Source organism: Arthrobacter sp. NPDC056727 (genome assembly GCF_042790555.1).
Lineage (GTDB): Bacteria > Actinomycetota > Actinomycetes > Actinomycetales > Micrococcaceae > Arthrobacter.
This window is the reverse complement of sequence record NZ_JBHTZA010000033.1, coordinates 1-24,625: the sequence shown is the minus strand read 5'-3', so window position 1 is coordinate 24,625 and position 24,625 is coordinate 1. Positions and strand designations below refer to the sequence as shown.

Annotated in this window: 24 protein-coding genes; 16 read left to right on the top strand and 8 right to left on the bottom strand. The window is 68.2% G+C overall.

From position 1 onward, the window contains the following. Window positions 1–86: 86 nt before the first annotated feature. The gene (gene nth, locus ACFRAH_RS22280; protein ID WP_377993098.1) at window positions 87–854 is read left to right on the top strand and encodes an endonuclease III; all 768 of its coding nucleotides are present in this window, start codon (window positions 87–89) and stop codon (window positions 852–854) included. Continuing rightward, window positions 851–1,528, top strand: a complete 678-nt coding sequence (locus tag ACFRAH_RS22275) for an NUDIX hydrolase (RefSeq protein WP_377993082.1) — start codon at window positions 851–853, stop codon at window positions 1,526–1,528. Before nth ends, ACFRAH_RS22275 begins: the two co-directional genes overlap by 4 nt. Window positions 1,529–1,559: 31 nt before the next feature. Here the strand turns inward: ACFRAH_RS22275 and ACFRAH_RS22270 are convergent, their stop codons facing one another. Further along, the gene (locus tag ACFRAH_RS22270; RefSeq protein WP_377993081.1) at window positions 1,560–1,751 is read right to left on the bottom strand and encodes a YegP family protein; all 192 of its coding nucleotides are present in this window, start codon (window positions 1,749–1,751) and stop codon (window positions 1,560–1,562) included. 309 nt (window positions 1,752–2,060) lie between these two features. Then, window positions 2,061–3,812, bottom strand: coding sequence for a bifunctional 3'-5' exonuclease/DNA polymerase (locus tag ACFRAH_RS22265; protein ID WP_377993080.1), 1,752 nt, complete (start codon window positions 3,810–3,812; stop codon window positions 2,061–2,063). 159 nt (window positions 3,813–3,971) lie between these two features. Between ACFRAH_RS22265 and ssd the strand changes: the two genes are divergently transcribed. The 7 genes from ssd to ACFRAH_RS22230 all read left to right on the top strand — a co-directional run bounded on the left by ssd (window position 3,972) and on the right by ACFRAH_RS22230 (window position 9,605). Continuing rightward, on the top strand, window positions 3,972–5,168 hold the full coding sequence (gene ssd / locus ACFRAH_RS22260; protein WP_377993079.1) for a septum site-determining protein Ssd: 1,197 nt from the start codon (window positions 3,972–3,974) through the stop codon (window positions 5,166–5,168). A gap of 173 nt (window positions 5,169–5,341) precedes the next feature. Next, window positions 5,342–6,517 (top strand): TadA family conjugal transfer-associated ATPase, encoded by a 1,176-nt coding sequence (locus ACFRAH_RS22255; RefSeq protein WP_377993097.1) that lies wholly within the window; start codon window positions 5,342–5,344, stop codon window positions 6,515–6,517. After that, on the top strand, window positions 6,514–7,317 hold the full coding sequence (locus tag ACFRAH_RS22250; protein WP_377993078.1) for a hypothetical protein: 804 nt from the start codon (window positions 6,514–6,516) through the stop codon (window positions 7,315–7,317). Before ACFRAH_RS22255 ends, ACFRAH_RS22250 begins: the two co-directional genes overlap by 4 nt. A gap of 61 nt (window positions 7,318–7,378) precedes the next feature. Then, window positions 7,379–8,008, top strand: a complete 630-nt coding sequence (locus ACFRAH_RS22245) for a type II secretion system F family protein (protein ID WP_377993077.1) — start codon at window positions 7,379–7,381, stop codon at window positions 8,006–8,008. 378 nt (window positions 8,009–8,386) lie between these two features. Next, entirely contained in the window at window positions 8,387–8,674 is a 288-nt protein-coding gene (locus tag ACFRAH_RS22240; protein WP_377993076.1) for a DUF4244 domain-containing protein, read from the top strand. After that, window positions 8,671–9,213: a TadE family type IV pilus minor pilin gene (locus ACFRAH_RS22235; protein WP_377993075.1), complete on the top strand. Its 543-nt coding sequence runs from the start codon at window positions 8,671–8,673 to the stop codon at window positions 9,211–9,213. The genes ACFRAH_RS22240 and ACFRAH_RS22235 overlap by 4 nt, the downstream gene beginning before the upstream one ends. After that, window positions 9,210–9,605 (top strand): Rv3654c family TadE-like protein, encoded by a 396-nt coding sequence (locus tag ACFRAH_RS22230; protein WP_377993074.1) that lies wholly within the window; start codon window positions 9,210–9,212, stop codon window positions 9,603–9,605. Before ACFRAH_RS22235 ends, ACFRAH_RS22230 begins: the two co-directional genes overlap by 4 nt. Window positions 9,606–9,648: 43 nt before the next feature. Here ACFRAH_RS22230 and ACFRAH_RS22225 read toward each other — a convergent pair whose 3' ends face one another. After that, window positions 9,649–12,042: a DEAD/DEAH box helicase gene (locus ACFRAH_RS22225; protein WP_377993073.1), complete on the bottom strand. Its 2,394-nt coding sequence runs from the start codon at window positions 12,040–12,042 to the stop codon at window positions 9,649–9,651. 172 nt (window positions 12,043–12,214) lie between these two features. Then, on the bottom strand, window positions 12,215–12,907 hold the full coding sequence (locus tag ACFRAH_RS22220; protein WP_377993072.1) for a GNAT family N-acetyltransferase: 693 nt from the start codon (window positions 12,905–12,907) through the stop codon (window positions 12,215–12,217). A 125-nt stretch (window positions 12,908–13,032) separates the two neighbouring features. Here ACFRAH_RS22220 and ACFRAH_RS22215 point away from each other — a divergent pair, with 125 nt between their 5' ends. Continuing rightward, window positions 13,033–13,926 carry a rhodanese-related sulfurtransferase gene (locus tag ACFRAH_RS22215; RefSeq protein WP_377993071.1) on the top strand — a complete coding sequence of 298 codons (894 nt, stop codon included), beginning with the start codon at window positions 13,033–13,035 and terminating at the stop codon, window positions 13,924–13,926. Window positions 13,927–13,991: 65 nt separating this feature from the next. On the opposite strand, the gene ACFRAH_RS22210 is transcribed toward ACFRAH_RS22215, so the two are convergent. From ACFRAH_RS22210 to ACFRAH_RS22200, 3 genes are read right to left on the bottom strand one after another with little or no spacing between them, the layout of a single operon-like run. Beyond that, window positions 13,992–14,555 (bottom strand): hypothetical protein, encoded by a 564-nt coding sequence (locus ACFRAH_RS22210; RefSeq protein WP_377993070.1) that lies wholly within the window; start codon window positions 14,553–14,555, stop codon window positions 13,992–13,994. 53 nt (window positions 14,556–14,608) lie between these two features. Then, a complete protein-coding gene (locus tag ACFRAH_RS22205) occupies window positions 14,609–15,067 on the bottom strand; it encodes a hypothetical protein (protein WP_377993069.1) in 459 nt (152 codons plus the stop codon). A 10-nt stretch (window positions 15,068–15,077) separates the two neighbouring features. Next, window positions 15,078–15,665 (bottom strand): hypothetical protein, encoded by a 588-nt coding sequence (locus ACFRAH_RS22200; RefSeq protein WP_377993068.1) that lies wholly within the window; start codon window positions 15,663–15,665, stop codon window positions 15,078–15,080. Window positions 15,666–15,751: 86 nt separating this feature from the next. On the opposite strand from ACFRAH_RS22200, the gene ACFRAH_RS22195 reads away from it, so the two are divergent. Beyond that, complete coding sequence (locus ACFRAH_RS22195) at window positions 15,752–17,371, top strand: methyltransferase (RefSeq protein ID WP_377993067.1); 1,620 nt, start codon at window positions 15,752–15,754, stop codon at window positions 17,369–17,371. 138 nt (window positions 17,372–17,509) lie between these two features. Here the strand turns inward: ACFRAH_RS22195 and ACFRAH_RS22190 are convergent, their stop codons facing one another. Continuing rightward, window positions 17,510–17,821 carry a hypothetical protein gene (locus tag ACFRAH_RS22190; protein WP_377993066.1) on the bottom strand — a complete coding sequence of 104 codons (312 nt, stop codon included), beginning with the start codon at window positions 17,819–17,821 and terminating at the stop codon, window positions 17,510–17,512. A gap of 185 nt (window positions 17,822–18,006) precedes the next feature. Between ACFRAH_RS22190 and ACFRAH_RS22185 the strand changes: the two genes are divergently transcribed. The 5 genes from ACFRAH_RS22185 (at window position 18,007) to proC (ending at window position 24,459) form a co-directional block, all read left to right on the top strand. Beyond that, on the top strand, window positions 18,007–18,723 hold the full coding sequence (locus tag ACFRAH_RS22185) for an ArsR/SmtB family transcription factor (protein WP_377993065.1): 717 nt from the start codon (window positions 18,007–18,009) through the stop codon (window positions 18,721–18,723). 105 nt (window positions 18,724–18,828) lie between these two features. After that, window positions 18,829–21,552: a type I DNA topoisomerase gene (topA, locus tag ACFRAH_RS22180; RefSeq protein WP_377993064.1), complete on the top strand. Its 2,724-nt coding sequence runs from the start codon at window positions 18,829–18,831 to the stop codon at window positions 21,550–21,552. A gap of 56 nt (window positions 21,553–21,608) precedes the next feature. Then, complete coding sequence (locus ACFRAH_RS22175) at window positions 21,609–22,058, top strand: SseB family protein (RefSeq protein WP_377993063.1); 450 nt, start codon at window positions 21,609–21,611, stop codon at window positions 22,056–22,058. Between the two features lie 118 nt (window positions 22,059–22,176). Then, window positions 22,177–23,172 (top strand): Ppx/GppA phosphatase family protein, encoded by a 996-nt coding sequence (locus ACFRAH_RS22170; protein ID WP_377993062.1) that lies wholly within the window; start codon window positions 22,177–22,179, stop codon window positions 23,170–23,172. Window positions 23,173–23,625: 453 nt separating this feature from the next. Further along, the gene (gene proC / locus ACFRAH_RS22165; protein ID WP_377993061.1) at window positions 23,626–24,459 is read left to right on the top strand and encodes a pyrroline-5-carboxylate reductase; all 834 of its coding nucleotides are present in this window, start codon (window positions 23,626–23,628) and stop codon (window positions 24,457–24,459) included. The last annotated feature ends 166 nt before the right edge of the window (window positions 24,460–24,625 follow it).

Below are 24,625 nucleotides of genomic sequence, written 5' to 3'. Positions count from 1 at the left end.
AGATCCCCGAGGAAGTTCCCGCGGCTGCCAGTGGCTCCGAAAGCGGGCCGGCGGCGACCCGGCCGGCCCGCTCCGGCGAGTCGCCGCTGGCACTGAAGCGCCGGGCGCGCCGGATCAACCGGGCACTCGCCGAGCAGTACCCGTACGCCCACGCCGAGCTCGACTTCCGGAACCCCTTCGAGCTCCTCGTGGCCACGGTGCTGTCCGCGCAGACCACGGACGTGACGGTCAACCTGATCACGCCGCTGCTGTTCTCCCGCTACCCCGACGCCCGGGCCATGGCGGAGGCGGACACCGCGGAGCTGGAAGCCATCATCAAGCCGACAGGGTTTTTCCGGGCCAAGTCCCGGAACCTCCTCGCGCTGGCAAACAGGGTGGTGGACGAGTTCGACGGCGTGGTCCCCGGCCGGCTGGAAGATCTGGTGACGCTTCCCGGCGTCGGACGGAAAACCGCGAACGTGGTGCTGGGCAACGCGTTCGGCGTTCCCGGCATCACGGTGGACACGCACTTCGGGCGCCTGGCGAGGCGATTCGGCTGGACGGAGTCGGATGACCCCGTCCGGATCGAGTCCGACGTGGCGGAGCTGTTTGAGCCCAGGGACTGGACCATGCTGTCCCACCGGGTGGTGTTTCACGGCCGCCGGGTGTGCCATTCCCGCAAACCGGCCTGCGGGGCCTGCGCCGTGGCCAACTGGTGCCCCAGCTTCGGCTCGGGCGAGACCAATCCCGCGAAAGCCGCGAAGCTGCTGAAGTACGAACTGGCGCCCGGCAACGAGGGGCTCCTGGCGAAGCTCATGGCCGAGACGCACCGCGCGGCCGAGATCCGGATGGAATCGCAACGGAGGACGCTATGAGGGCGCGCCAGGACCTGGTGGACCTCGTCGACTCAATCCGGGCCGGAACCGGTCCTGCCCGGAACCCGTACTGGCGGAAGCTGACGGTGGACGATTCAGTGGCACGTAAAGCGGCCGTCCTGATCCTCTTCGGCGCCCTGGACGATGTGCCCGCGGCGTCCGGCAAACCGCTGGTGGCTGCAGACCTGGACGTCCTGCTCCTGGAGCGCGCCCATACCCTCGACGACCATCCCGGCCAGGTGGCCTTCCCTGGCGGCGGCATCGACGCGGGTGAAACCCCCGTTGAAGCTGCGCTCCGTGAGGCGGAGGAGGAGACCGGGCTGGACCCTTCCGGCGTCGAAGTGCTCGGTGCCCTGCCGGAGCTGGCCCTGCCGCGCGGAAACTTCCTGGTGACCCCTGTCCTGGCCTGGTGGGCTTCGCCGTCGCCCGTCCGTGTGGTGGACTACGGCGAGTCAGCCCAGGTTTTCCGGGTGCCGGTCCGCGACCTGCTGGATCCTGAGAACCGCACCATGGCGGCCGTGACGCGCCTGAACCAGACGTTCCAGAGCCCGGCGTTCACGGTGAACAGCCTCGTGGTCTGGGGTTTTACCGGCATGATCCTGAACGAACTGTTCGACCAGCTGGCCTGGGCCGTCCCGTGGGACCGGACCAGGCTCCATCCGCTGGACCTCTAGCCTGCTTCTTCCTGGCGCGGCCGACGGGGTGTCAGTGCTGCGACTTCCGCAGATCCACCACCAGGCCGGTTGCGGCGTTTTCGCGCAATGCGTTGATGCCGGCCACTACTCCGGAAACGCTCTTGAACCGTGGCGACTCTGCCACGATGTTTCCGTCCCTATCCATGAGCCGGAATTTGTAAGACTGGTCGCTGTCCTGGTGAACCTCAAACTTGCCCGCCATTGGCGTGGAAACCCCCTGCTGATGCTTCGTCGCATATGCCGGGCCAACTGATTGCCACTGCCCGGCCACCAATGACCTTAGTGGTCCACGCCACACGAAGCGAACTACCCGCCGGTAAGTTACTGATTACAACCATGCATCGCGCAAGTGGCGGATGTGACTTTTGTTTCCCGTGGTCAGGGGGTAATGGGCTCCAATCGGATGCTGTCGTGGGGAACTTTGGGGGTGCCGCCGTCGTCATTACGACGGCGGGCGGCGTGTCGGGTGCCAAAGTGCCCCGTTTCGGTCGGGCCGGGTTCCGGGGTCCGGTTACTTTGCGTTGTCGTAGGAATCGACGACGGCGACGCTCACCGGGAACTCGACCGGGATGGGCCCGAAAAGCAGCTCCTTGGCGGCGTTGGCCGCCTCTTCAATGGCGCGGATGCAGGCGTCCACGGCGGAATCGGGGGCATGGACCATCACCTCGTCGTGCAGGAAAAACACCAGTTCCGCGGTTGCTGAGCCGTCGGCACGCATGGTGCGCAGCCGCCGTCGTAATTCAGCCAGCCAGCAGGCAGCCCAGTCCGCAGCCGAACCCTGGACGACGAAGTTGCGCGTGAAACGTCCCCGGGATCGGGCGATGGCGTCCGCACGGCGCTGCTCCTCCGCGGACGTGGACCGCTGGCTGCGGAACCACCGTTCCGACGGCGGCGGGCTGCTGCGTCCCAGGCGTGAGGTGACGGTCCTGCCGGCTTCGCCCTCGCGGGCGGCGCGCTCGACGAAGCCCACCGCGCGGGGGTAGATCCTGGCAAGCTGGGGCATCAGGCGGCCTGCCTCGCCGGAGGTGGCGCCATACATGGCTCCCAGCAGGGCCATTTTTGCCTTGCTCCGGTCGCCGCCGAATCCCTTGGCGGCGATCCCGGCATAGAGATCCTGGTCCCGGGCGGCCTCGGCCATGCTTGAATCCTGCGCGAGGGCCGCGAGGACACGGGGCTCCAGCTGGGACGCGTCGGCAACGATGAGTTTGTGCCCGGGGTCGGCGTGCACGGCGCCACGGACCTGGCGGGGTATCTGCAGTGCGCCGCCGCCGCGTGACGCCCAGCGGCCGGACACCACTCCGCCCACCACGTATTCGGGCCGGAACCTCCCGTTCCGCACCCACGCGTCCAGCCACACCCAGCCGTTGGCAGTGTGCAGCCGCGACAGTTTCTTGTACACCAGCAGGGGCTCGATGGCCGGGTGGGTGGACTCCTTCAGCTCCCATTGCCGCGTCGACTTCACTTCGATGCCGTTACGGTGCAGTGCCCGCATCAGCTCCTGGGGCGAGTCCGGATTCAGGGCCGGCGCGTTCAGGAGGCCCCGGAGCTCGGTGTTCAGGGCCTCGAGCTTGGCGGGGCGGTGCCCAAGCGGCGGCCGGGGCCCCAGATGCTCCGCCAGGATTTGCTCGTGCAGTTCCTCGCGCCAGGGCACTCCGGCATGCTGCATCTCGGCCGCCACCAGGGCGCTGGCGGATTCGGCGGCGAGGAGGAGCTGGAGCCGCTGCCTCCGGTTGCCGTCAGCTGCACCTGCCGTTCCTGCGGCTGCCAGGGCTTCCTGCTGGGCCGCGTATTCGGCGCGCAGCTCGGCAAGGGTCTGCCGCGGTTCGGTTGCCGCGGCCAGATCTTCGAAGAGCGCGCCCTGGTCGGCGGGCGGCGGGGGCGGCTGGAGCAGCCGCGGTGGCTGCAGCTCGTCGTCCTGCGTGAGTTTCTCGGCGTTCCTGGCGTACGGGGTGTGGGCCGTGAACTCGGAATGCGCCAGGATGGCACCGCACAGGGAGAGGTCGTAGCAGCGTTCGACGTCGACGCCCGCCGCCAGCAGACCGGGGTACCAGTCCTGGGTGCGGTGCCAGATCCAGCGCGGGCGCCGCTTTTCGAGTTCGCGGACGACGGCGGCCAGCCCGGTTCCGCTGCCGGGTGCGGCTTCCGCTCCGGTTCGGGGCAGGGTGACGGTCCGTGGTTCCGGATTGGCGGGGGAGGGGAGACCCGCTGCTGTGAGTTCCTGTATGGCTGCGCCGTCGGGGTGGGCGGCGAGCAGCAGATACATGTGTCCAATTCTGCCCTGTCGCCGTGATGTTCGGAGCCGCGCCCAGCTCTTGTCCTCCACAGCGGACCGGGCTTTCCTTCGCTCAGGCCGGCGGTCCGTTATCCACATACACTCATTCGCCACTGACGGACAGACTGTCCCGTTGGGCAGAGTTGCTGCATGAGCAGGCACCACGCCCGGAACCGGCGACTCCCATCAGGCCCGGATAATGCGCGGCCGGATGTTGCCGCGCCGGATGATGCACTGACAACTCCGGCGGGGCCACTGATTGCTTCTGAACCGGGCGCCTGGCTCCCCGCTGACGGCGGCGACGTCCTTCTCGTTACGGGTTTTGAATTCCTGCGGGGCGAGGTGGAGCGGATTGTCGCGGCGGCCGGCGGACGGCTCCGGGTGGTGGACGATGTGGCTGAGGCCGCGCCATTCTGGGATTCCGCCGCCGACGTCCTGGTCGGCAGTGACGTCCGTGAACTGCCGCCCCGGCGCCGCGCACCGGCCGTCCTCGTCGGCCTGAGCGGGGAAGGGGACACACTCTGGCACCTTGGCGCTGCCTTGGGGGCACAGCGCGTCGCCGTTCTTCCGGACGCCGCCGCCTGGCTGGCGGAGTATCTCAGCCGGTCCCGTTCACCGGAGGCCGGCGGCCTGGTGCTCGGCGTTACCGGCGGCTGCGGAGGGGCGGGTGCCACCACCGCGGCGGCGTGGCTGGCGCAGGCGGCGGCTGAACTCGGTGCACGTGTGCTTCTCGTGGACGCGGATCCCTGGGGCGGCGGCCTCGAACTGGCCCTGGCGGCGGAGGAATCCCCGGGTCTCCGCTGGCCGGATTTGGCCGATGCCAGTGGCAGCATCGACCCGCAGCAGCTGGCGGACGCCCTGCCCGTCGCCGGCGGGTTCTCGTTTCTGTCGTGGCCCGGGAGCAGGGAACGGCCGCCCCTCGTGGATCCGGTCACCGTGGGAGGCGTCCTCGACGCCGCACGGCGGGGGTACGAGGTGGTGATTGTCGATATCGGCCGCAACTCCGAGCCGCTGCGAACGTTCGCCTGGGACTGCGACCGCCTGCTTGTCGTTGTCCCCGCCCAACTGAAGGCTGCCGTTGCCGCCGCGCGGCTGCTGCAGGAGCTTCCGCCCGTCGAATCGGCGCTGGTCATCAGGGGAAGGGCCGGGGTTGCGCTGGACGCGGCGCTGGTCGCCGAATCCGTGGGGCTCCCCCTCCATGGTGTGATGCCTGAAGTGCGGGGCACGGCCTCGGCCACCGAGCTGGGCCGCCTGCTCGATCAGGGCAGGCGGAAGTCGGTCCGGCGCTTCGCATCCTCGGTGCTTGGCCTCCTCGCCGGCGATCTCCAGGCCGGGGACCTCCGGTGAGCGCTCATCTGGGATTGCCCGGGGCCGGGGCCGGTGTCGATGCCGGGGTCCGCACCGCGTCGGGAACCCCCGGTGCACCCGCATCCCGCGCCGCGCTCGCGGAGACGGCGGGGCGGCGTCGTGCGGCCCGGGTCCTGGACGCGGGGCTCCTTGAGACGGTCCGCGAGTCGGTCATGGCGGAAGCCGGGCCGGTGACCCCGTCGCGGGTGGCGGCCGCGGTGCAGGCCACCGGAAAGCTGCTGGGCACAGCCGGTTCCCTCGCCGCCGCGGAACGGATCAGCGCTGAGCTCAACGGACTCGGGCCACTGCAGCACCTTGTCCGGGATCCCTCGGTCACAGACATCTTCGTGAACGCCCCCGACTCCGTTTGGCTGGACAGGGGCCGGGGCATCGAACGGACATCCGTGTCCTTCGCGGGGGAGACCCAGCTCAGGGCACTTGCCGCCAGGCTGGTTGCATCGGGCGGCAGGCGGCTGGACGACGGATCGCCCTGCGTGGACGTGCGGCTCGAGGGAGGCTACCGGGTCCACGCCGTCCTGCCTCCCATCTCGGCGGCCGGGACGCTGCTCAGCATCAGGATCCGGCGGGAGCAGGTCTTCACGATGGACGAGCTCCGGGACGGCGGCATGTTTGGGCCGCTTCTTCAGTGCGTACTGGAGCGCATGGTGGACCAGCGGCTGAGTTTCCTGGTCAGCGGCGCGACGGGCTCGGGAAAGACGACCCTCCTGTCCACCCTGCTGGGGCTCTGCCATCCGGGGGAGCGGCTGGTCCTCATCGAAGACGCCTCGGAACTGAACCCGGTGCACCCGCACGTGGTCTCGCTGGAGTCACGGCACGGGAACCTCGAGGGAGGGGGCGCCGTGGACCTCGGCGAACTTGTGCGCCAGGCCCTGAGGATGCGGCCGGACCGGCTGATTGTGGGGGAATGCCGGGGTGCCGAGGTGCGCGAGCTCCTGACAGCCATGAACACCGGCCACACCGGCGGCGGCGGCACCATCCACGCAAACGCGGCGGGTGCGGTTCCGGCCCGGCTTACCGCTCTGGGAGCCCTGGCCGGGCTGGGGCAGGATGCGGTCCGCCTGCAGGTGGCCAGCGCGCTTGATGTGGTGGTGCACGTGGCCAGGTCCAGGCAGGGACGCTATGTCGCATGCATCGGCATCCTGACTGAGCGGTCCGGTTGCCTCGACGTCGAAGTGGCCTTGGACGTCTCAGCCGGCACGGCTGTTCCGGGGCCGGCGTGGGAGATCCTTGCCCGGCGTCTTGCCCTCGATCCGGGTCTTGTCCTGGACCCAGGCGCGGTCTCCGAGGCCGGCAATAAGAACCGCGGAGCCCGCAGGGCAGCGGCATGACCGCGGCCCTGGTGGGTGCACTGGCGCTTGCCGCCTGGCTGCTTCTGAGCCCAGCGCGGGGGCCACTTCGGCGCGCACGCCGTGCCTTCGGCCCGGCTGGCACGCCAGGCGGCCGGATTCGCCGCATCGGCCGGCCTGCCGACACGGAGCCAGGCGCGTTTGGCTCCCCTCGGGGCCGCCGTAAGGAGGCCTTCGTGTCCCTGACGGTTGTGGTTCAGCAGTTGGCGGCCCTGCTCAAGGGCGGCCGCTCCCCTTCGCGCCTGTGGGACGAACTGTGGCAGCTGTACGTGGAACAGGGCTCCGCAGATGACGACCCCCGCCGGCCCCGGCTCAGCCCCGGATCGGGGGCTGTGGTTTCAGCTGCCCGGGGAGCTGCCCTGCGGGGAGCCCCGGTGGCCGAGGCGATACGGTCGGCATGTTCGCCAGCGCGTCATGGCACTGGTGGTCGTGAGCCGCGGATCTGGGCTGAGCTGGCGGCCTGTTTCGAGATAGCGGCCGCCAGCGGCTGTCCGCTCGCTGACGTCCTGACCCGCTTCGCGGCACAGTTGGAGGTTGAGGACGACGCCGAAGCAGCCCGCCAGACGGCGCTCGCCGGACCGAAGGCGACGGTTGCGCTGCTGACGTGGCTCCCCCTGCTCGGACTGGGGCTGGGCGTCTGCCTCGGCGTGGACCCGCTGGCGATGCTGCTGGGCACCCCGTTCGGGATGGCCGCGCTGGTCGCGGGCATTGGGCTGACCGTCGCCGGCCGCATCTGGTCCGCAAGGCTCGTGCGCGCAGCGGCCGGAGCGGCAGCGCCATGAAGGCCCGTTGGCCAGGCTGCCCCTGCGCAGCGGGCTGTCCACGGTTGGCAGGAACAGGCCAATGAGCGGATCTGTTCTGGCTCCTGCTGTCATCGCGCTGGCGCTGGCGGTGGCCGCATGTCTCGTCTTTGGCGGAACCGTTCACGGGAGGTCAGGATTCCTCCGTCGGAGCGGCCTCGCTGCGGGCCATGGCATCGCAGACGGTGAGCACGGTTCTCGGAACCGGGGCGGGCATTTCAGCGCCGAGAACTTCCCGGCGCTGCGGGACAGCGCCATGATGCTTGAGCTGATTGCCGCCATGCTCCACGCCGGTGCGGGCATCGGTCGGGCCCTCGAACTGGTGGCCGCTGCGGCTTCACCCGAGCACGGTCGCGCCCTGCGGCCTGTCGTGGGAGCCATGGCCATTGGCGCCGACTGGGAGACGGCCTGGCGCAGTTCAGACGTGCGCTCGCCGGAAATACTGGCACTCCGGGACGCCCTTGGCTTCGCGGCGCTGACGGGTGCGCCGTCGTCGAGCATCCTTTATGCCCAGGCCGCCAGAATGAGGCGGGAACGCTTCCGGGCCGCGGAGAAGCGGGCGGCTTCCCTCGGGGTCAAGCTGGTGGTTCCGCTGGGGCTCTGTTCACTGCCGGCCTTCATATGCCTGGGCGTCGTTCCCGTGCTGCTTGCCCTGGTTCCTTCGGGCGGCTGACTTCCCCTGCCCGCCTGCGCCCGCTTGGTGCGGGAGGGCGCGCGGCAATGTCCCGCCCCGCCATCTGCTGCCCGTTACCTTCAGTGCGGCAATCTGCTGCGGCGCAGTCTGCAGAGCCACAACCCTCGTGCCGCCATCTGCTGCCGGGCGTGTCGGCTGCGGCGCCCACGTCTGTTGGTAGGACCTGTTGCTGTCGGCTGCAGGCTGGTGTTTCCACCACCCGCGCGGTCAGCCGTGTGCATCCGGGGCACTTTCCCTCCACAGGCGGCCGCTCCGGCCGCTTTTCCACTTAGGGAAGCTCAGGCCTTACGGGTCCGGGCGGCGGACGGGAGAGTCGAAGGCACCGGCAATTCGCCGGAACTCCAGAAAGGAAAATTCATGTCCCTCAACCACCACTCCCCGGGCGAGGCCGCCCGGCCCTTGCAGCATGAACCCACAGAGGCCGATGTCCTGGAGATCTACCCTGGTGCCAGCACGGCGCCGCGGGTGAAGCCACGGCCACGCAGGCGACTCATGGGCTCGGAAGCCGGAATGGCGACCGCCGAATACGCCATCGCCACGCTGGCAGCGGTAGGCTTCGCCGGGCTCCTGGTGTTCATCCTGCGAAGCGACGAGGTCCGTGGCTTCCTGCTCAACCTGATCCGTACGGCGCTGGCCCTGCCGTGAAACCCGCTCCGCAGACCCTGGCGGCGGCCGGACGTGAGTCCACCCGGCAGCTCAGGAGCCGTTCCGGAGAAGCAGCAGCCAGCCGCGGTCAGGGGAAGGCCTGCGGCGAGGGGAGCCGCCACGCCAACAGCCGCGGCGCGGTGACCGCAGAATTTGCGGTCGCTCTTCCCGCCGTCCTGCTGCTTCTGGCGATGCTGCTGGCGGGGTCTGCGGCGGGGATCACCCAACTGCGGCTGGAGGATGCGGCCCGGGCTGGGGCCAGGGCACTCGCCAGGGGTGAGGACCCTGCCGCCGTCGACGGTATCGTCCGCAAGCTGGCTGGCCCCTCGGCCTCGTCGGCCGTGGTGCCCGGCGGCGAATGGATGAGCGTCACGGTGTCGGACCGGGCTGCGGGGCCGCTGGGACGCATGGTGCCGTGGACGCTGACCGCCAGGGCCGAGGCACGCAGCGAAACGGCATCCTCGGTGCAGTCTCCGGGAACGGCGCAGACGGGATCCGGCGGGAATGGGCACGGCAATACCAGCGGGCGGCTCCTGTGAGCCGGCGGCGGAGACAGCCCTTCGGCCAGTGCAGGAACCCCGGGTCCGGAGTCCAGTCCGAACGCGGATCGGGCACCGTGCTGGCCGCGGGGCTCGGCATGGTGGTTGTCATGGTCATGGCGCTGCTCGTCCTGCTCGCGCAGGCGTCGGCAGCGGCGTCCAAGGCCGCCGCCGCGGCCGACCTCGCCGCCCTGGCCGCAGCCGATGCGCTCCGCGGTGTTTCGCCGGGCGAGCCCTGCCTGGTGGCTGCCGCGGTGGCTGCCCGCCACAAGGCAACGCTCGTCAGCTGCACGGAGGGAGGCGATCTGTCCGTCGAAGTCAGCACGGAGTTGCCGGCCGGGCCGCTCCTTGGCGTCGCCACCGGCCGGTCCAGGGCCGGACCCCCGCCTTGAACGCCACAACGACGGCGCTCGTCAAGGAGCCGGCCCTCGGCACTCAGACCGCGTTCGGCGCCGGTGCGGCCGTCCTGGACTCCTCGGGTGCTAGTTCCTGCGCGTCCTTCAGCAGGACATCAATCAGCGTGACGGCGGCATCCTTGTCCAGCGGGTTGTTCTTATTGCCGCACTTCGGCGACTGGACGCAGGAGGGGCAACCGGATTCGCACTCGCAGGCTTCGATCGCGTCTCTCGTAGCCGTGAGCCACGCCTTCGCCTTCTCGAAGCCGCGTTCGGCAAATCCGGCGCCGCCGGGATGCCCGTCGTACACGAAAATCGTCGGCACGCCGGTGTCGGCGTGGATGGCGGTTGAAACCCCGCCGATGTCCCAGCGGTCGCTCGAGGCAACGAGCGGCAGCAGGCCGATGGCGGCGTGCTCGGCCGCGTGGAGGGCGCCTGGGAACTGCGCCTCGATGAGTCCGGCGCCCGTGAGCGACCGGTTCTCCACCACAAACCACACGGCCTTCGTAAACAGGTCCCTGGCTCCCAGGTCCAGGGGCTCCTCGCCCAGGACTTCATTCGAAATCAGGGCCTTCCGCTGAAAGGAGACCACTTGAGTTGTGACCTTGACGTCGCCGAAGTGCACGGCAACATCACCCCACTGCGCCGTCCGCTGGGTCTCGAGGACCTCGATCTGCGTGATGTCGCGCGCCGTCGTGTAGTAGTCGGGGTTGGCTCTCCGCACCACCACACAGTGATCGTCCTCGTTCAGGTCCTCCACCACATAGCTGTCACCTTGATGGACGTATATGGCTCCGGTGTGGGCCTGGTAGTGGGTCTGCGGCGAATCCATCGTCCCCAGCAGCGAACCGGTGTCGGCGTCCACAATGCTCACTGGTCCGCCGCCGTCGGCCCGCAGGTTCACCATGGCCGCGGCACTCTGGGCATGGGTCCAGAACCAGCCGGCAGGGCGCCGCCGCAGGTAGCCCTGTGCCACCAGCTGCCCGAGGAGTTTCTCCGCAGTGGCACCGAACAGCGGCAGTTCGGCCACACCGAGCGGCAGCTCGGCGGCCGCGGCACAGAGGTGCGGGCCCAGGACGTAGGGGTTGGACGGATCAAACACCGTCGCCTCGACGGACACGTCGAAGATGGCTTCAGGATGGTTGACCAGGTAGGTGTCCAGGGGATCGTCGCTGGCCACGAAGGCGGCAATGGCGTCCTGGCCGGCGCGGCCCGCACGGCCGATCTGCTGGAAGAGGGACGCCCTGGTGCCGGGCCAGCCGGCCACCAGCACCGCGTCCAGCCCGGAGACGTCGATGCCCAGTTCGAGGGCCGAAGTGCTGGAAATGCCCAGCAGCTGGCCGGTCCGCAGCGCCCTTTCCAAGGCACGGCGTTCCTCCGGGAGGTATCCGGAGCGGTATGCGGCCACGCGTTGCGGCAGGCTGGGGTCGACTTCGTCCAGGAGCCGCTTGGTGATCGAGGAGATGGTTTCGGCGCCGCGCCTGGATTTGATGAACGCGATGGTCCGGATCCGTGATGAAACAAGGTTCGCGAGAAGATCGGCTGTCTCGGCCACCGCCGTCCTGCGTTCCTTGGCCCCGTTCTCGCCGCGCACCTCGGTGAGCGCAGGTTCCCAGAACGCTACTGTCGTGGACCCGTGCGGAGAGGAATCTTCCGCGACTCCCTGGACCGGCGCGCCAATAAGCCGGCCAAAGGACTTCTCCGGCTCGGACGCCGTGGCGGACGCTGCGATGAACACCGGACCGGCGGAGCTGCCATCGGCCGCGTAGTAGGCGCAGATGCGCCGCAGCCGGCGCATCAGGTTGGCCACGTGGGAGCCGAAGACGCCGCGGTAGCTGTGCGCCTCGTCCACGATCACGTAGCGCAAGCGCCGGAAGAAGCCCGCCCACCAGGCATGGTTCGGCAGGATGCCGAAGTGCAGCATGTCGGGGTTGGCCAGGATGAAGTTCGCGTGGTCGCGGATCCAGCGGCGGGAGGCCTGGTCGGTGTCGCCGTCGTACGTTTCAGCACGGACGGTCGGCAGGTTCAAGGACCGGATCGCCGCGAGCTGGTCCGCCGCCAGCGCCTTGGTGGGGGAGAGATACAGCGTTACCGCGCCGTCGTCGTGAATTTTTCCGGGCTCGGACAGGACACGCAGTTCGGACCTGTGAATCGCGTCCAGCGCCGGCAGCTGGTAGGCAAGGGACTTACCAGACGCCGTGCCGGTGGCGATCACCACGTGCCCGCCGCCGTGGGCGATGTCGGCTGCCCGGATCTGGTGCCGGTAGGGCTGATGGATGCCGAGCTTGCCGTAGGCCGAGACCAGGTCCGGGTGGGCCCAGGACGGCCACGGCTCGTGCACTGCTTGGCGCGCCGGGATGGTCCGCACATGCCGGAGCTGCTCCGGGTCCGGGCCACGGCCCAGCAACGGAATCAGCGAGTCATGGGGGTTCACCCCAACATTCTTTCATCCGGGCAAAAATCGCCGGCACAGCGCAAAATCGCCCGGACAGCGACAGGGACAGGACAGCGAACAGTGCAGGACAGCGACAGGGAACAGCACAGAATGACGAACAGTCCAGAACAGCCGGCCGGGGGCCCGGACCCGAAAGGAAGGCGCGGACGGGTCAGACCACGGACAGGTCCGCGCCCTCATCGGAGGCGGAGAGCATCAGCACGTGGCACACCGAGGACCAGCCCAGGTGTGAATACAGCTTCTGTCCGTCCAGGGAGGCCAGCAGGAGGCCGTCTTCCACATCATGCGAAAACGCCTGCGCCGCCAGCGCCTTCATGATGAAGCTGCCCAGGCCCCGGCGCTGGAAGGAGGGCTCGGTCACGATCTTGTCGAACACCGCGGTGCCATTAATGACGATCACGCGGCCGCTCACTGCCAGGGTGTCGCCCGAGCGCACCTCGGCGAAATGGACTCCATCGGACTCCCACGTTTTCAGGGACAGGTCGTCATCGGATAGCCACGGGTCCTCAGAGTCCTGGGTCTCCATGTCCACGACCATCATCGTCTGGGACGCTGAGGTGGTGTTCAGGTTGTGCTGCTCGGCCAAGAGCTTGTAGCGTCCCACATCATTGGTCAGTATGGTCAGGACCCGTTTGGGCGCCTCGGCAGTCTTTGCCGCCAGGGCAGCGAACTCGGCGTCCGTGGGATCGGACGCAAAGTATTCCCAGTCCCCGGTCGTGTCCGCGCGCAGGGCGGCCGGGAACCGTCCCTCGGTTCGCGTCTCATAGCCGCGGCAACCAGCCCAACCGGCCACCCAGACTTCAAGCAGATGAGTGATGTCTCCAACCATGGCTTCTGGCGTCATGTGATGAGGGTATTCCAGCGCTGTCATAAGCAACAGAGCTTTGGGTCTTGCTTATGCAATCGTGATAGGGGGCTCTTCCCCGGCCCCGACCCCTTCCGCGGCGGCCAGCCAGTACCCTTAAATACGTGGCTTTGAACCGAATCGTGCTCTTTTACGGCTTTACTCCCATCGCAGACCCGGACGCTGTCCGGCTCTGGCAGCGCGCCCTGTGCGAAAAGCTGGGCCTGACCGGGCGCATCCTCATCTCCAAGGACGGCATCAACGCGACCGTCGGCGGCGAGATCGGGGCCGTCAAGCAGTACGTGAAAACCACCCGTGAATACAAGGGCTTCCACGGCATCGACGTCAAATGGTCCGACGGCGGGGCGGAGGACTTCCCACGCCTGAGCGTCAAGGTCCGCGATGAGATTGTTTCGTTCGGCGCTCCCGGCGAGCTGAAGGTGGACCAGAACGGCGTCGTGGGGGGCGGAACGCACCTGCTGCCCGAGGAACTGCACGAACTCGTCGACGCCAGGAAGGCCAGCGGCCAGGACGTCGTGTTCTTCGACGGCCGCAACGCGTTCGAAGCACAGATCGGCAAGTTCAAGGACGCGGTTGTCCCTGACGTCGCCACTACCCACGACTTCATCACGGAACTCGACTCCGGCAAGTACGACCACCTCAAGGACCAGCCGGTGGTCACCTACTGCACAGGCGGCATCCGCTGCGAAGTGCTGTCCAGCCTCATGGTGAACCGCGGCTTCAAAGAGGTGTACCAGCTGGACGGCGGCATCGTCCGCTACGGGGAAAAGTTCAAGGACCGGGGCCTCTGGGAAGGATCCCTGTACGTCTTCGACAAGCGCATGCACCTCGAATTCAGCGAGGACGCCAAAACCATCGGCGAATGCGTCCGGTGCCAGGCGCCTACGAGCAAGTTCGAGAACTGCTCGAACCCCAGCTGCCGCACGCTCACCCTGTACTGCGCAGAGTGCGCGTCCCGCCCCGAGACCCTGCGCTGCCCGGACGGCTGCGCCGCATGAGCGCGACGGACGGCCGCGCCGCCTGAATAAGGGGCGGCTGGTCCCGGACGCGTCAGCACCCCACGTCAGATCCGGCTGATCCGGTAGGCGAAATTGGCGTCTGCGCGCGCCTCGACCGTCACCCGCAGCACGGAGTCCTTGGACACGTGCACCACGTTGACGCGGGACGTGCCGCACCGGAGACTCAGGTCCACCAGGGCGAACTCGGCGTCGCGGATGGTGAATGCCACCCGGCGCTCACTCCGGCAGGCGAGGGTGAGGGAGTACGTGCCGCCCGGCAGCTGCTTCGTGGATTCGGTCTTGGTGCGGCCCCTGGACACGGTTCCGTAGCTTGTGTGGAAGACCTGTCCCTCAGCGTCGGGCAGGACTTCCTTCGCCCATTCGGTCAGCTCCTCGCCTGACACCGGCACGTTCTCCAGCGGGTCGCGCGGCAGCACGGGATCCGTTACCACCGGGGCGGCGTCAGGAAGTTCGCCCCTTCCGTCGTCGTAGCTGTATTCACAGCCGCCCAGGACGGCGGCAACCAGCACAAGGAAAAGTACGACGGCGGCTGCCGGCGCCCGCAGCCAAAGCGTGCGTCGCGCCCGCCCCAAGTAACGATGAACGGAGGCCATCCGCACCGTGGGCATACCCCGACTTTAAGCCTGCCGGGGGCGCCGGTACAGATGGCAACCCGGCCGATTTAGCGCTCGGGAACCAGGTGGTAGGCGTAGAGGAGCGGGGCGTCCACGCTGGAGGCGCTGATCTCCATCCGTCCAGCCTTCGGTACGGTGATCCTCGCGGTTTCGCGGCTGCCGTTGCAGGCCGCCCCGGCCTCCGTCAGTTCCTTGCCGGCGAGCGTCACCGCGAAGAACGCCTTGCCCCCGCCGTCGCAGGTGATGGTGAGTGTGTAGGCGCCAGCCGGGACGCTGGCCGCCGCCTGGACGATCCTGTTCCGGTTGAGGATCTTGCCGGCGTCCTGCAGCACCGCCTGGTTGTCGGAGGGCAGCGCGGTGGACCGCCAGTGGGGGACATCGGCATTTTCGACCGAAACCACGGGGGAGCAGGCAGTGACTGCCACAATCATGGCGGCGGACGCCGCCGCTCCCAGGGCACGGGAAACCACCGGGGCACGGGAGATCAAGGGACAACGTTCAGCCATGACTTCAAACTTACCCGTTTGGGGTGCTGCCGGATTCCATTCCCCTCCTCCTGCTCCGCTGCCACACCACGAAAGAGGCAAGTCTGTCTGCCTCGGTCAGTACCCTGGCCATGCCTGCGGAGGCCGCCAGCACGCGCTCGCCGCGTGACTCCAGAGTGACGGGAATGGCCGTGGCCCGTGCCGCCGCGCCAGGCGGCACGGCTGTCTGTGGGGCGCCCGGTCCGACGGTCTTGTGGTCCTGGAGCTGCGGTTCCGGAGCGGCGCGCCGGGCGCTCTCCCCGGACAGGGTCAGGGCATCGATTTTGGCGCCGCCGATCTTGTCCAGCAACTCGTAGTCCTCGTCCGTGCACAGATCGCTGGCCGCCAGGTGCTTCAGCGCGACCAGCCCCACAACTGCCCTGCTGAAGTCGCGGTCCATGGCAAGGTCGATGGCCCACTGCGTCCGCTTCCACCACTGGTCCCGCCGGTCCGCCTGACGCCGCTGGGCGAGCGTGCGCCAGGCGATCCACCCGGCAATGACGGCCGCCAGCAGCGGGGCGAACGCCGCCGCGTACCGCAGCCAATCCGGATCGGCCGCCACAGCCTGGGTTCCGAGCATGGCCCAACTGTAGCTGCAGGCGCTGACAGTAAGGAGGCGCCACACTACTGCGGCACAGCGGCTCGGCTGGGAAATAGACTTGGCCGGTGACCGAACCAACGCACTTCACCACCGGCAACACTCCCGACGCACCGCGCAGCGACCAGCCCGAGCTCCTGCGGGCGCTGGGCGCGGACCTCCGCGAGGTGGGCTACACCCTGGAGGGCGTGGCGGAACTGCTGGGGGACTCGGCGTACGCTGCGCTGAGCCGGGACCAGCTCATCCCTGCTCTGATCGTGACTGAAGCGGCAGCCGCCGGTGAGCCGCGCACCGCGGCGCTGGCCGCCGTCGTGCGTTTCTGGCTTTTGGCCGTTCCGCAGGAAGCGGACGTGCTCGACGCCGCCCTGCCGCAGACCCGTGCGGAAGGCCTGGTGGCTCTTGGACTGGCGAAAATTGCGGGCACCCAGGTGGCCGCCGAAGCGGACCTGCGGCCCTACGGCTGGGACTCCAGCGGGGACGGCGGCGTTGAAATCTGGGTGGCCAGCGACCTCGCCGCGCACCAGCGGCCCGGCGTGCTCCGGCACGACCATGTGCTCGGGATCGGGCAGGCGTCCACCACGCTCGTCCAGTGCACCATCCGCCGGCCTGCCGGAAAAGCGCTGGACTTGGGCACCGGCTGCGGCATCCAGACCTTCCACCTTCTGCAGCACGCAAGCCACGTCACCGCCACGGACATCTCGGAGCGGGCCCTCGCCTTCACGCGCTTCAACCTCCTGCTCAATGCCGCGGCGCTGGACATTGATCCGGCGCAACCTGACGAGCGGGTGAGCCTGCGGCTGGGATCGCTCCTGGAGCCTGTTGCCGGTGAGGCGTTCGACCTTGTGGTGTCCAATCCGCCCTTCGTCATTACGCCGCGCACCGCCGGTGAGGCCGCAGCCGACCAGTTCACCTACCGCGACGGCGGCCTGCCGGGGGACGAAATCGTCGCGTCGCTCATCCGTGCGCTGCCTGGTGCGCTCGCCCCGGGCGGAACAGCCCAGCTTCTGGGCAACTGGGAGATCCCGGAGGGCTCGGCCTGGGACGGGCGGCCGCAAAGCTGGACCGGTCCGGACACCGACGCGTGGTTTATCCAGCGCGAACAGGTGGGGCCGGAACAGTACGCCGAGACCTGGCTGCAGGATGCCTCCGAAACCCGGGACCGCCGCCACTACCAGGAGGCCTACGCCGCGTACCTGGCCGACTTCGCGTCGCGGAATGTCGGCGGGATCGGCTTCGGCATGGTTTTCCTGCGGCGGCCCGTGGGTGAGCGGCGGATCCACCGGTTCGAGGAGATCACGTACCCGATCGAGCAGCCTGTGGGCCCGCACCTGGGGGCAGCCGTTGAACGGACCGACTGGCTGGCGGACCACGACGTCTCCGCCGCGCACCTGCTCGTGGCCGAGGACGTCACCGAGGAGCGCCACCAGCGCCCGGGCGCGGAACACCCCGGCGTCATTTTGCTGCGCCAGGGCGCCGGTCTGCGCCGCACCAACCTGCTGAGCACCGAACTTGCCGGCTTTGTCTCCGCGTGCGACGGCGACCTGACCGCCGGGCAGATCATCGGCGCCCTTGAGGCACTGCTGGGCGGGGCGGACGGGTTCGACGGCGACGCCTTCCGCAGCGGACTGCTCGCCGAAGTGGCCAACCTGGTCCGGGACGGATTCCTGCTGCCGGTTTCTCCGGACTGATCGGGACCGACCCGAACGCGGAGCGCGAACGTACAGTTGTGGCCCCAAATCCCTGCGGATCCGGGGCCACAACTGTACGTTCGCGCTGGGAACGCGGGGATGCTGTCAGTTAAGAAGGAAGCGCTGCCAGTCAGGGAGTTAGTTAACCAGGGCGCGGTTCATCCCGGGAGCAGGAACGTCGATGGTGAAGCCGCACATGCAGCGGAAGGTCACGGCGTCGGCGGCACCGACGGCCTTCACGGAGCGGATCAGGCGCTGGCCGTCCACCCTGATGGCCATTTCCAGGGAGAACTCCTGGTCCAGCCGCTTCATGGGCCGGCGGCAGTGCCGTGGAGCGCCGGTTGTCGCCAGCAGCGAGGCGTCGGCTGCGCCCGTTTCCGGGCTCGTGTCCGTCGGCAGGCCGGCGGGCTGCGCTGCCGGGATCAAAGCGTCTTCGTCGAGGGTAATCATGGTCGTCCTTTGGGCTTTTCACGGGACCGCCAACACCGGCGGCCCCGCCGCGAACTGCTTGCGGGAGGTCTGTTTACGGAAGCAAGCAAAGCATGCTTAGTATTTCCGGGGCAAGCCAGCCGGCCCGGAGAAGTGGATATCAAGCATTTCTTTCAGAGCCTCCGCGTGCTGCGTACACTGAGGAAATGACTACTGACACGCCGTCGCAGGAGCCGCCGGGAACCCCTGCGGCCGGCGCTGGGACGGCTGCGCCGGGGGCGGAATCGGCGGCCGCGCCGGGGCCCGAAGCCGGGCCCGTGCCACGGCGCCGGACCCGGCCGGAAAAGAAGGTGGAAATCACCGACCCCAAGGCGATCCGTGCCCTGGCCCATGCCGCCCGCCTGGAGGTCATCTCCGAGCTGTACTCCACGCAGTCCAGCCGGACGGCGACCGAACTCGCGCAGCAGACCGGGCTCACCCCCAGCGCCATGAGCTATCACCTGCGGGCGCTGCAGAAGTGGGGCATCGTGGTCCCGGCCGAGGCCTCTGCCGATGCCCGGGAACGCCGGTGGAAGGCGGCCGGCACGGACTTTGCGATCAACTCCGGCGGTGCGGTGGCCGGCCCGGACTTTGCCGTGATCGACATAGAACTGGATGCGTTCCGCCGCCGCGCCAGCGCGTACGCCCGGGCCCGGGACGAACAACGCCAACGCGGTGAGTCCGCGGAGCCGCTGCCTGCTGTGCTGCTCGCCAGCAACCTCCTCTACCTCACGGCCGAGCAGCGCGGCGAGCTGACGGAAAGGGTCTTTGAGCTGCTCCGGACCTACGAACTGGAGGATCCCGGCAGCATTCCGCCGGGTGCCGAACGGATCGCCACCATGTGGTCCATGATTCCGGACGACCGCCCGCTGCCGGAGCCGTGACGGGGGCCACCGTTTTCCACATGACAGCGCAGAATTCTGCAAAATATGGTGAACTAGGCCAATATGGGCTGATCTGCCCGAGCAACCTTTTTCTGTAGGAGCACTGTGCCAAGCAAGGCCAAAACCGGCAAGAAACTCGTGATTGTGGAGTCTCCGGCCAAGAGCAAGACCATCGCCAAGTACCTGGGCGAGGGCTTCATCGTTGAGGCCTCCATCGGTCACATCCGCGACCTGCCGCAGCCGTCCGAGCTCCCCGCGGACCTGAAGAAAACCTCCCTGGGCAAGTTCGCCGTCGACGTCGAAAATGACTTCAAGCCCTACTACGTCGTCTCCCCGGACAAGAAGAAAAAGGTGGCCGAGCTCAAGGCCCAGCTCAAAGACGCCGACGCTCTCTATCTCGCAACCGATGGGGACCGCGAGGGCGAAGCCATCGCGTGGCACCTCCTGGAGGTCCTGAAGCCGAAAGTCCCCGTGTACCGGATGACGTTCGGCGAAATCACCAAGGAAGCCATCCACCGGGCCATGGACAACCTGCGCGACGTCGACGCCGCCCTGGTGGACGCCCAGGAAACCCGCCGGATCCTGGACCGCCTGTACGGCTACGAAATCTCCCCGGTGCTGTGGCGCAAGGTGGCGCGCGGACTGTCCGCCGGCCGCGTGCAGTCCGTGGTCACCCGCATGGTGGTGGACCGCGAACGGGAGCGCATGGCCTTCAAGTCCGCTTCCTACTGGGACCTGACCGGGCAGTTCGGCGCCGACGCCGGCTCCTTCAAGGCCAAGCTTGCCGCCGTTGACGGCAACAAGGTCGCCACCGGCCGGGATTTTAACGACGACGGCGAACTCACCTCGCGCAATGTGGCGCACCTGAACGAGGAACTCGCCACCTCCCTGGCCGCCGCCCTGCAGGACGCCGATTTCCGCGTCCGCTCGGTGGACACCAAGCCGTACACCCGCCGGCCCGCCGCGCCGTTCACCACCTCCACGCTGCAGCAGGAGGCCGGCCGCAAGCTGCGGTTCTCGTCCAAGAGCACCATGCAGATCGCCCAGCGGCTGTACGAGAACGGCTACATCACCTATATGCGTACGGACTCCTCGGCGCTGAGCGACGAGGCCGTCACGGCCGCCCGCCGCCAGGCCTCCGAGCTGTACGGCCCCGAATACGTGCCGCAGTCGCCGCGCGTCTACACCAGCAAGGCCGCCAACGCGCAGGAGGCCCACGAGGCCATCCGCCCCGCCGGTGACTCCTTCCGCACCCCGGCGCAGGTTGCCAAGCAGCTCAGCGGCGACGAGTTCCGCCTGTACGAACTGATCTGGAAGCGCACCGTCGCCTCCCAGATGGGCGACGCCAAGGGCTCCACGGCCACCATCCGCCTGGGCGCGGTGGCCTCCGACGGCCGCGACGCCGAATTCTCCGCCTCCGGCACGGTCATCACGTTCCCCGGCTTCCTGGCCGCCTACGAGGAAGGCAAGGACGAAAGCCGCGGCGACGACGACTCCGACGAAGGCCGCCGCCTGCCGAACGTCGCGAAGGGTGACGGCCTGACCGCCTCTGACATCATCGCCGTCGGCCACGAGACCTCGCCGCCGCCGCGCTACACGGAAGCGTCCCTGACGGCCGAACTGGAAAAGAAGGGCATCGGACGCCCGTCCACCTACGCCTCCACGATCTCCACCATCCAGGACCGCGGCTACGTGCGGAAGCAGGGCTCGGCCCTGGTGCCGAGCTGGATCGCCTTCTCGGTGGTGCGGCTCCTCGAACAGCACTTCACGGACTATGTGGACTACGAGTTCACGGCCGACATGGAAGGCGACCTGGACAAGATCGCCAACGGCCAGGCCGCGGGCGCCGCCTGGCTCAAGCACTTCTACTACGGCGAGGACTCCGATCCGGGCCTGCTGAGCATTGTGAACAACCTGGGTGAGATCGACGCCCGCGAGATCAACTCCGTGCCCATCGCCGACGGCATCACGCTGCGCGTCGGCAAGTTCGGGCCGTACCTGGAGAGTTCCCTGCCCACGGTGGACCCCAAGACCGGCGAAGTGGTGGAGTCCGCCCGCGCCAACGTCCCGGAGGACCTTGCCCCGGACGAGCTCACCGCCGCGAAAGCCGTGGAGCTTATGGAAACCGCGGCTCCCGAGGAACGGGTGCTGGGTGCCGATCCGCACACCGGACACACCGTGGTTGCCAAGAACGGCCGGTATGGCGCCTACGTCACCGAGATCATCCCGGAGATGACCGAGGAGCAGTTGGCCAACCTGCCCGTGGAGTACTACAAGAACGGCAAGCCCAAGCCGCCGAAGAAGCCCGTCAAGGCCAAGCCGCGCACGGGCTCGCTGTTCAAGTCCATGACCGTGGAATCCGTCTCCCTGGATGAGGCACTGCAGCTCATGAGCCTTCCCCGGGTGCTCGGCGAGGACGCGGAGGGCAACCCGATCACGGTGCAGAACGGCCGCTTCGGCCCGTACCTGAAGAAGGGCACGGACTCGCGGTCCATCGGCTCGGAAGAGGAAATCTTCACCATCACGCTGGAGCAGGCGCTGGAGATCTACTCCCAGCCCAAGCAGCGCGGCGCCCGCGCGGCCGTGCCCCCGCTGGCCGAATTCGGTCCGGACCCCGTGTCGGAGAAGAACATCGTGGTGAAGGAGGGCCGCTTCGGTCCCTACATCACCGACGGGATCACCAACATCACCGTGCCCCGCAGCACCTCGCTGGAGGAACTGACCCGGGAACGCGCCGTCGAACTTCTTGCCGAAAAACGGGCCAAGGGTCCGGTCAAGCGCACCACCACGCGCAAGGCCCCGGCAAAGAAGGCTGCCGCGAAGAAGTAAGCGGGTACGGCCGGGCCGGAATTGCTTCGCGCCCGGCAACGTGGTCGAGTAGATGCATGACTGAACAGCCGGAACCTGCAGACACCACGCCGCTGAACGACCTTGAGGAGAAGCTGGCCCGGGGCGGCCAGCCCGACGCAGATCCGGTGGACGTCATCCTGTCGTTCCTCAACAACGAGGTCTACATCATCAGCTCCGACGCGCTCGAGGGTGAGGACTCCCAGGTTGAGCCGCTCGTGCTGGGCAATGCGGACGGCCAGCCCGTCCTCGCTGTGTTCTCGCACCCCAGCCGCGTGGACGAACAGTACCTTGAGGCCGCCCCGAACGTGCTGGGCACGCAGGGCGCGGCGATCATCGCCAACATCGGCGATGAGCTGGGCATGGTCATCAACCCCGGTGCGGCGTATGGCTTCGAGATCAACCCCGAGGGCATCGCCAACATCAAGCGCGACTTCAAGCGCGCTGACGAGGTGGACCCGAACCCCGCCGGGCTCGAGGGCGAGTAACTTCGCGCGGCTGTCCGCAGTCTGGCGGTCAGCGCGGGACCGCGCGCCGAGCCCCGCACCGCCCGCAATGTAAGCGGCGGGTTGCGTCCGCCGCGCCGGCGGGAGGAATAATGGCAGGATGCGGCTAGGCGTCCTCGACATCGGTTCCAACACCGTCCACCTCCTGCTGGTGGATGCCCACCCCGGCGCTCGGCCTGTGCCCTTTGCCTCACACAAGCGGCCTCTGTCGCTGGTGCAGTACCTCGATGCGGACGGCAATATTACGGACGAAGGCCAGCATGAGCTCACGGAGTTCGTGCTGGAGGCCTGGGAATTTGCGGCACGGCACAAGGCAGACGACCTGCTGGCCTTCTGTACGTCGGCCATCCGCGAGGCCACCAACGGCCCCGCGGTGCTGGCGCGGGTGAAGCACGAAACCACTGTGACGCTGCAGGAGCTCACGGGCAGCGAGGAAGCGTCCATGACGTTCTTCGCCGTCCGCCGCTGGTATGGCTGGGGCGCCGGTACCGTCCTGAACTTCGACATCGGCGGCGGCTCGTTTGAAATGGCCCTGGGGCAGGACGAACTGCCCGAACTGGCCACCTCCGTGCCGCTTGGTGCGAGCCGGCTGACCCGGGACTGGCTGCATGAGGATCCGCCGTCCGCGAAGAGCGTCAAGGAACTGCGCCGCTACATCCGGGCCACCCTCAAGCCGGTGGTCCGCAATTTCAACGAGGTGGGCAGGGCGAACGTCTTGGCCGGCACCTCCAAGACCTTCCGGTCCCTCGCAAGGATCGCCGGGGCAGCCCCCAGCGCCGCAGGACCGTACGTTAAGCGCGACCTGAACCGCGCCGACCTGGGCATCTGGGCGCAGCGGATTTCCGCGATGAAGTCCGAGGACCGGCTGCACCTGCCGGGCGTCTCCGAGGCCCGGGCCCACCAGCTCCTCGCCGGTGCGCTGGTGGCCGAGGCTGCCCTGGAACTTTTTGAGTACAAGAAAATCAAGATCTGCCCATGGGCCCTGCGCGAGGGCCTCATCCTCCGGCGGCTCGACCAGCTGGTGTTCGACGGCCCACTGGAACCCGCGCCGCACGTGGGCGTCGTCCAGCAGGCCTCGGCGCTGCCTGCCCGCTAGGCCTGGCTGCCGTTCGGCCACACCCGCGTTAAACGAGTAAGCGCCGGCCGGTTACGCAGAAGAAGCTGGGGGGATCACTTCTGCAACCGACCGGCGCCGCTCCGGTCCCGAAGGACCGGTTCCATCACTCGCACCTGTGAGGTGTCTACGACTCTAGCGAGGGAGTATGGGCGTTCTGCGGGATTTACCTGAAAACCGGCTGGGAATCCGTCAACCGCCGGAAACGGGGCTTAAAGCAAGAGACACCGACGGCCTGCTGCAGAAAAATGGGCAAAACCACTGCAGACCGTCGGTGCCTGACAAGCATCCCCATGCTTGCTTCATCACTCGCACCCTCAATGAGGTACTACCTAAGTTAGGGGCCGAAGGTGTGTGGAGGCTTCGGCCAACATGTGAGCTTCCTGTGAATGGACGCGGTCTGCATCCGGAGCGACGAACTGCAATGATGGACCAATGAGCAACCGAATCGCATTCCTTGGCTGTGGATCAATGAACGAGGCCATTCTGGGCGGACTCCTTGAGAGCGGCACGGACCCCACGGAGATCGTGGCCACCGTCCGGCGTGCGGAGCGGGCGGCTGAGCTGGCCGAACGCCACGCCGGCATCACGGCCATCGCCGGCAGCGAGGAGCCTGACAACAACAAGCAGGCGGCCAAGGCTGCCGGAGTCGTGATTCTCGGCGTGAAGCCGGTTGGCATCGCCGAGCTGGCCCGGGAAATCAGCGGCTCCCTTTCCCCGGATGCGATTGTCATCAGCGTGGCCGCCGCGGTCTCCATCGCCCAGCTCGAGGCCGCCCTGCCCGCAGGCCAGCCGGTGATCCGGACGATGCCCAACACCCCGGCGAAGCTGGGCCGCGGCGTGGTCTCCGTGTCTGCCGGCACCAGCTGCTCGCCCGAGCAGCTCCAGCGGGCGAAAGACATCCTCGGTGCGGTGGGAACCGTCGTCGAAATTCCCGAGGAGCAGGTGGACGCGCTGGGCGCCATCAGCGGTTCCGGCCCCGCCTACGCGTTCTACCTGGCCGAGGCCATGGCCGCCGCCGGCGTCGAGCTCGGCCTTGACGAGGAGCTGGCGCTCCTGTTGGCACGCGAAACCGTGGCCGGTGCGGGCTTCATGCTGGCCGAACCCGGCGCCGAACCGGCCGCCCTGCGCAAAGCCGTGACAAGCCCGAACGGCACCACCGAGCGGGCCATCGCAACGTTCGATGACCGCGGCATGCCGGCCATCATTGCCGCGGGCGCACGCGCAGCGGCCGACCGCGCCGCCGAGATCACCAAGCAGCTCGGCTAATCCCCACCCGCGCCCGGCCCACCACCCGCGCCGGACTGGAGTTTTTGTACAGATATCGCGACTTCCAAGGGGGCAAATTCAATGGGTGCGTGCAACGCGTGGGTTTATGCCGCTTGTAGCAGCTGGGTGAGTCGGTTGGCTGGGGTGTCTAGGTTGAGGGTTGGCC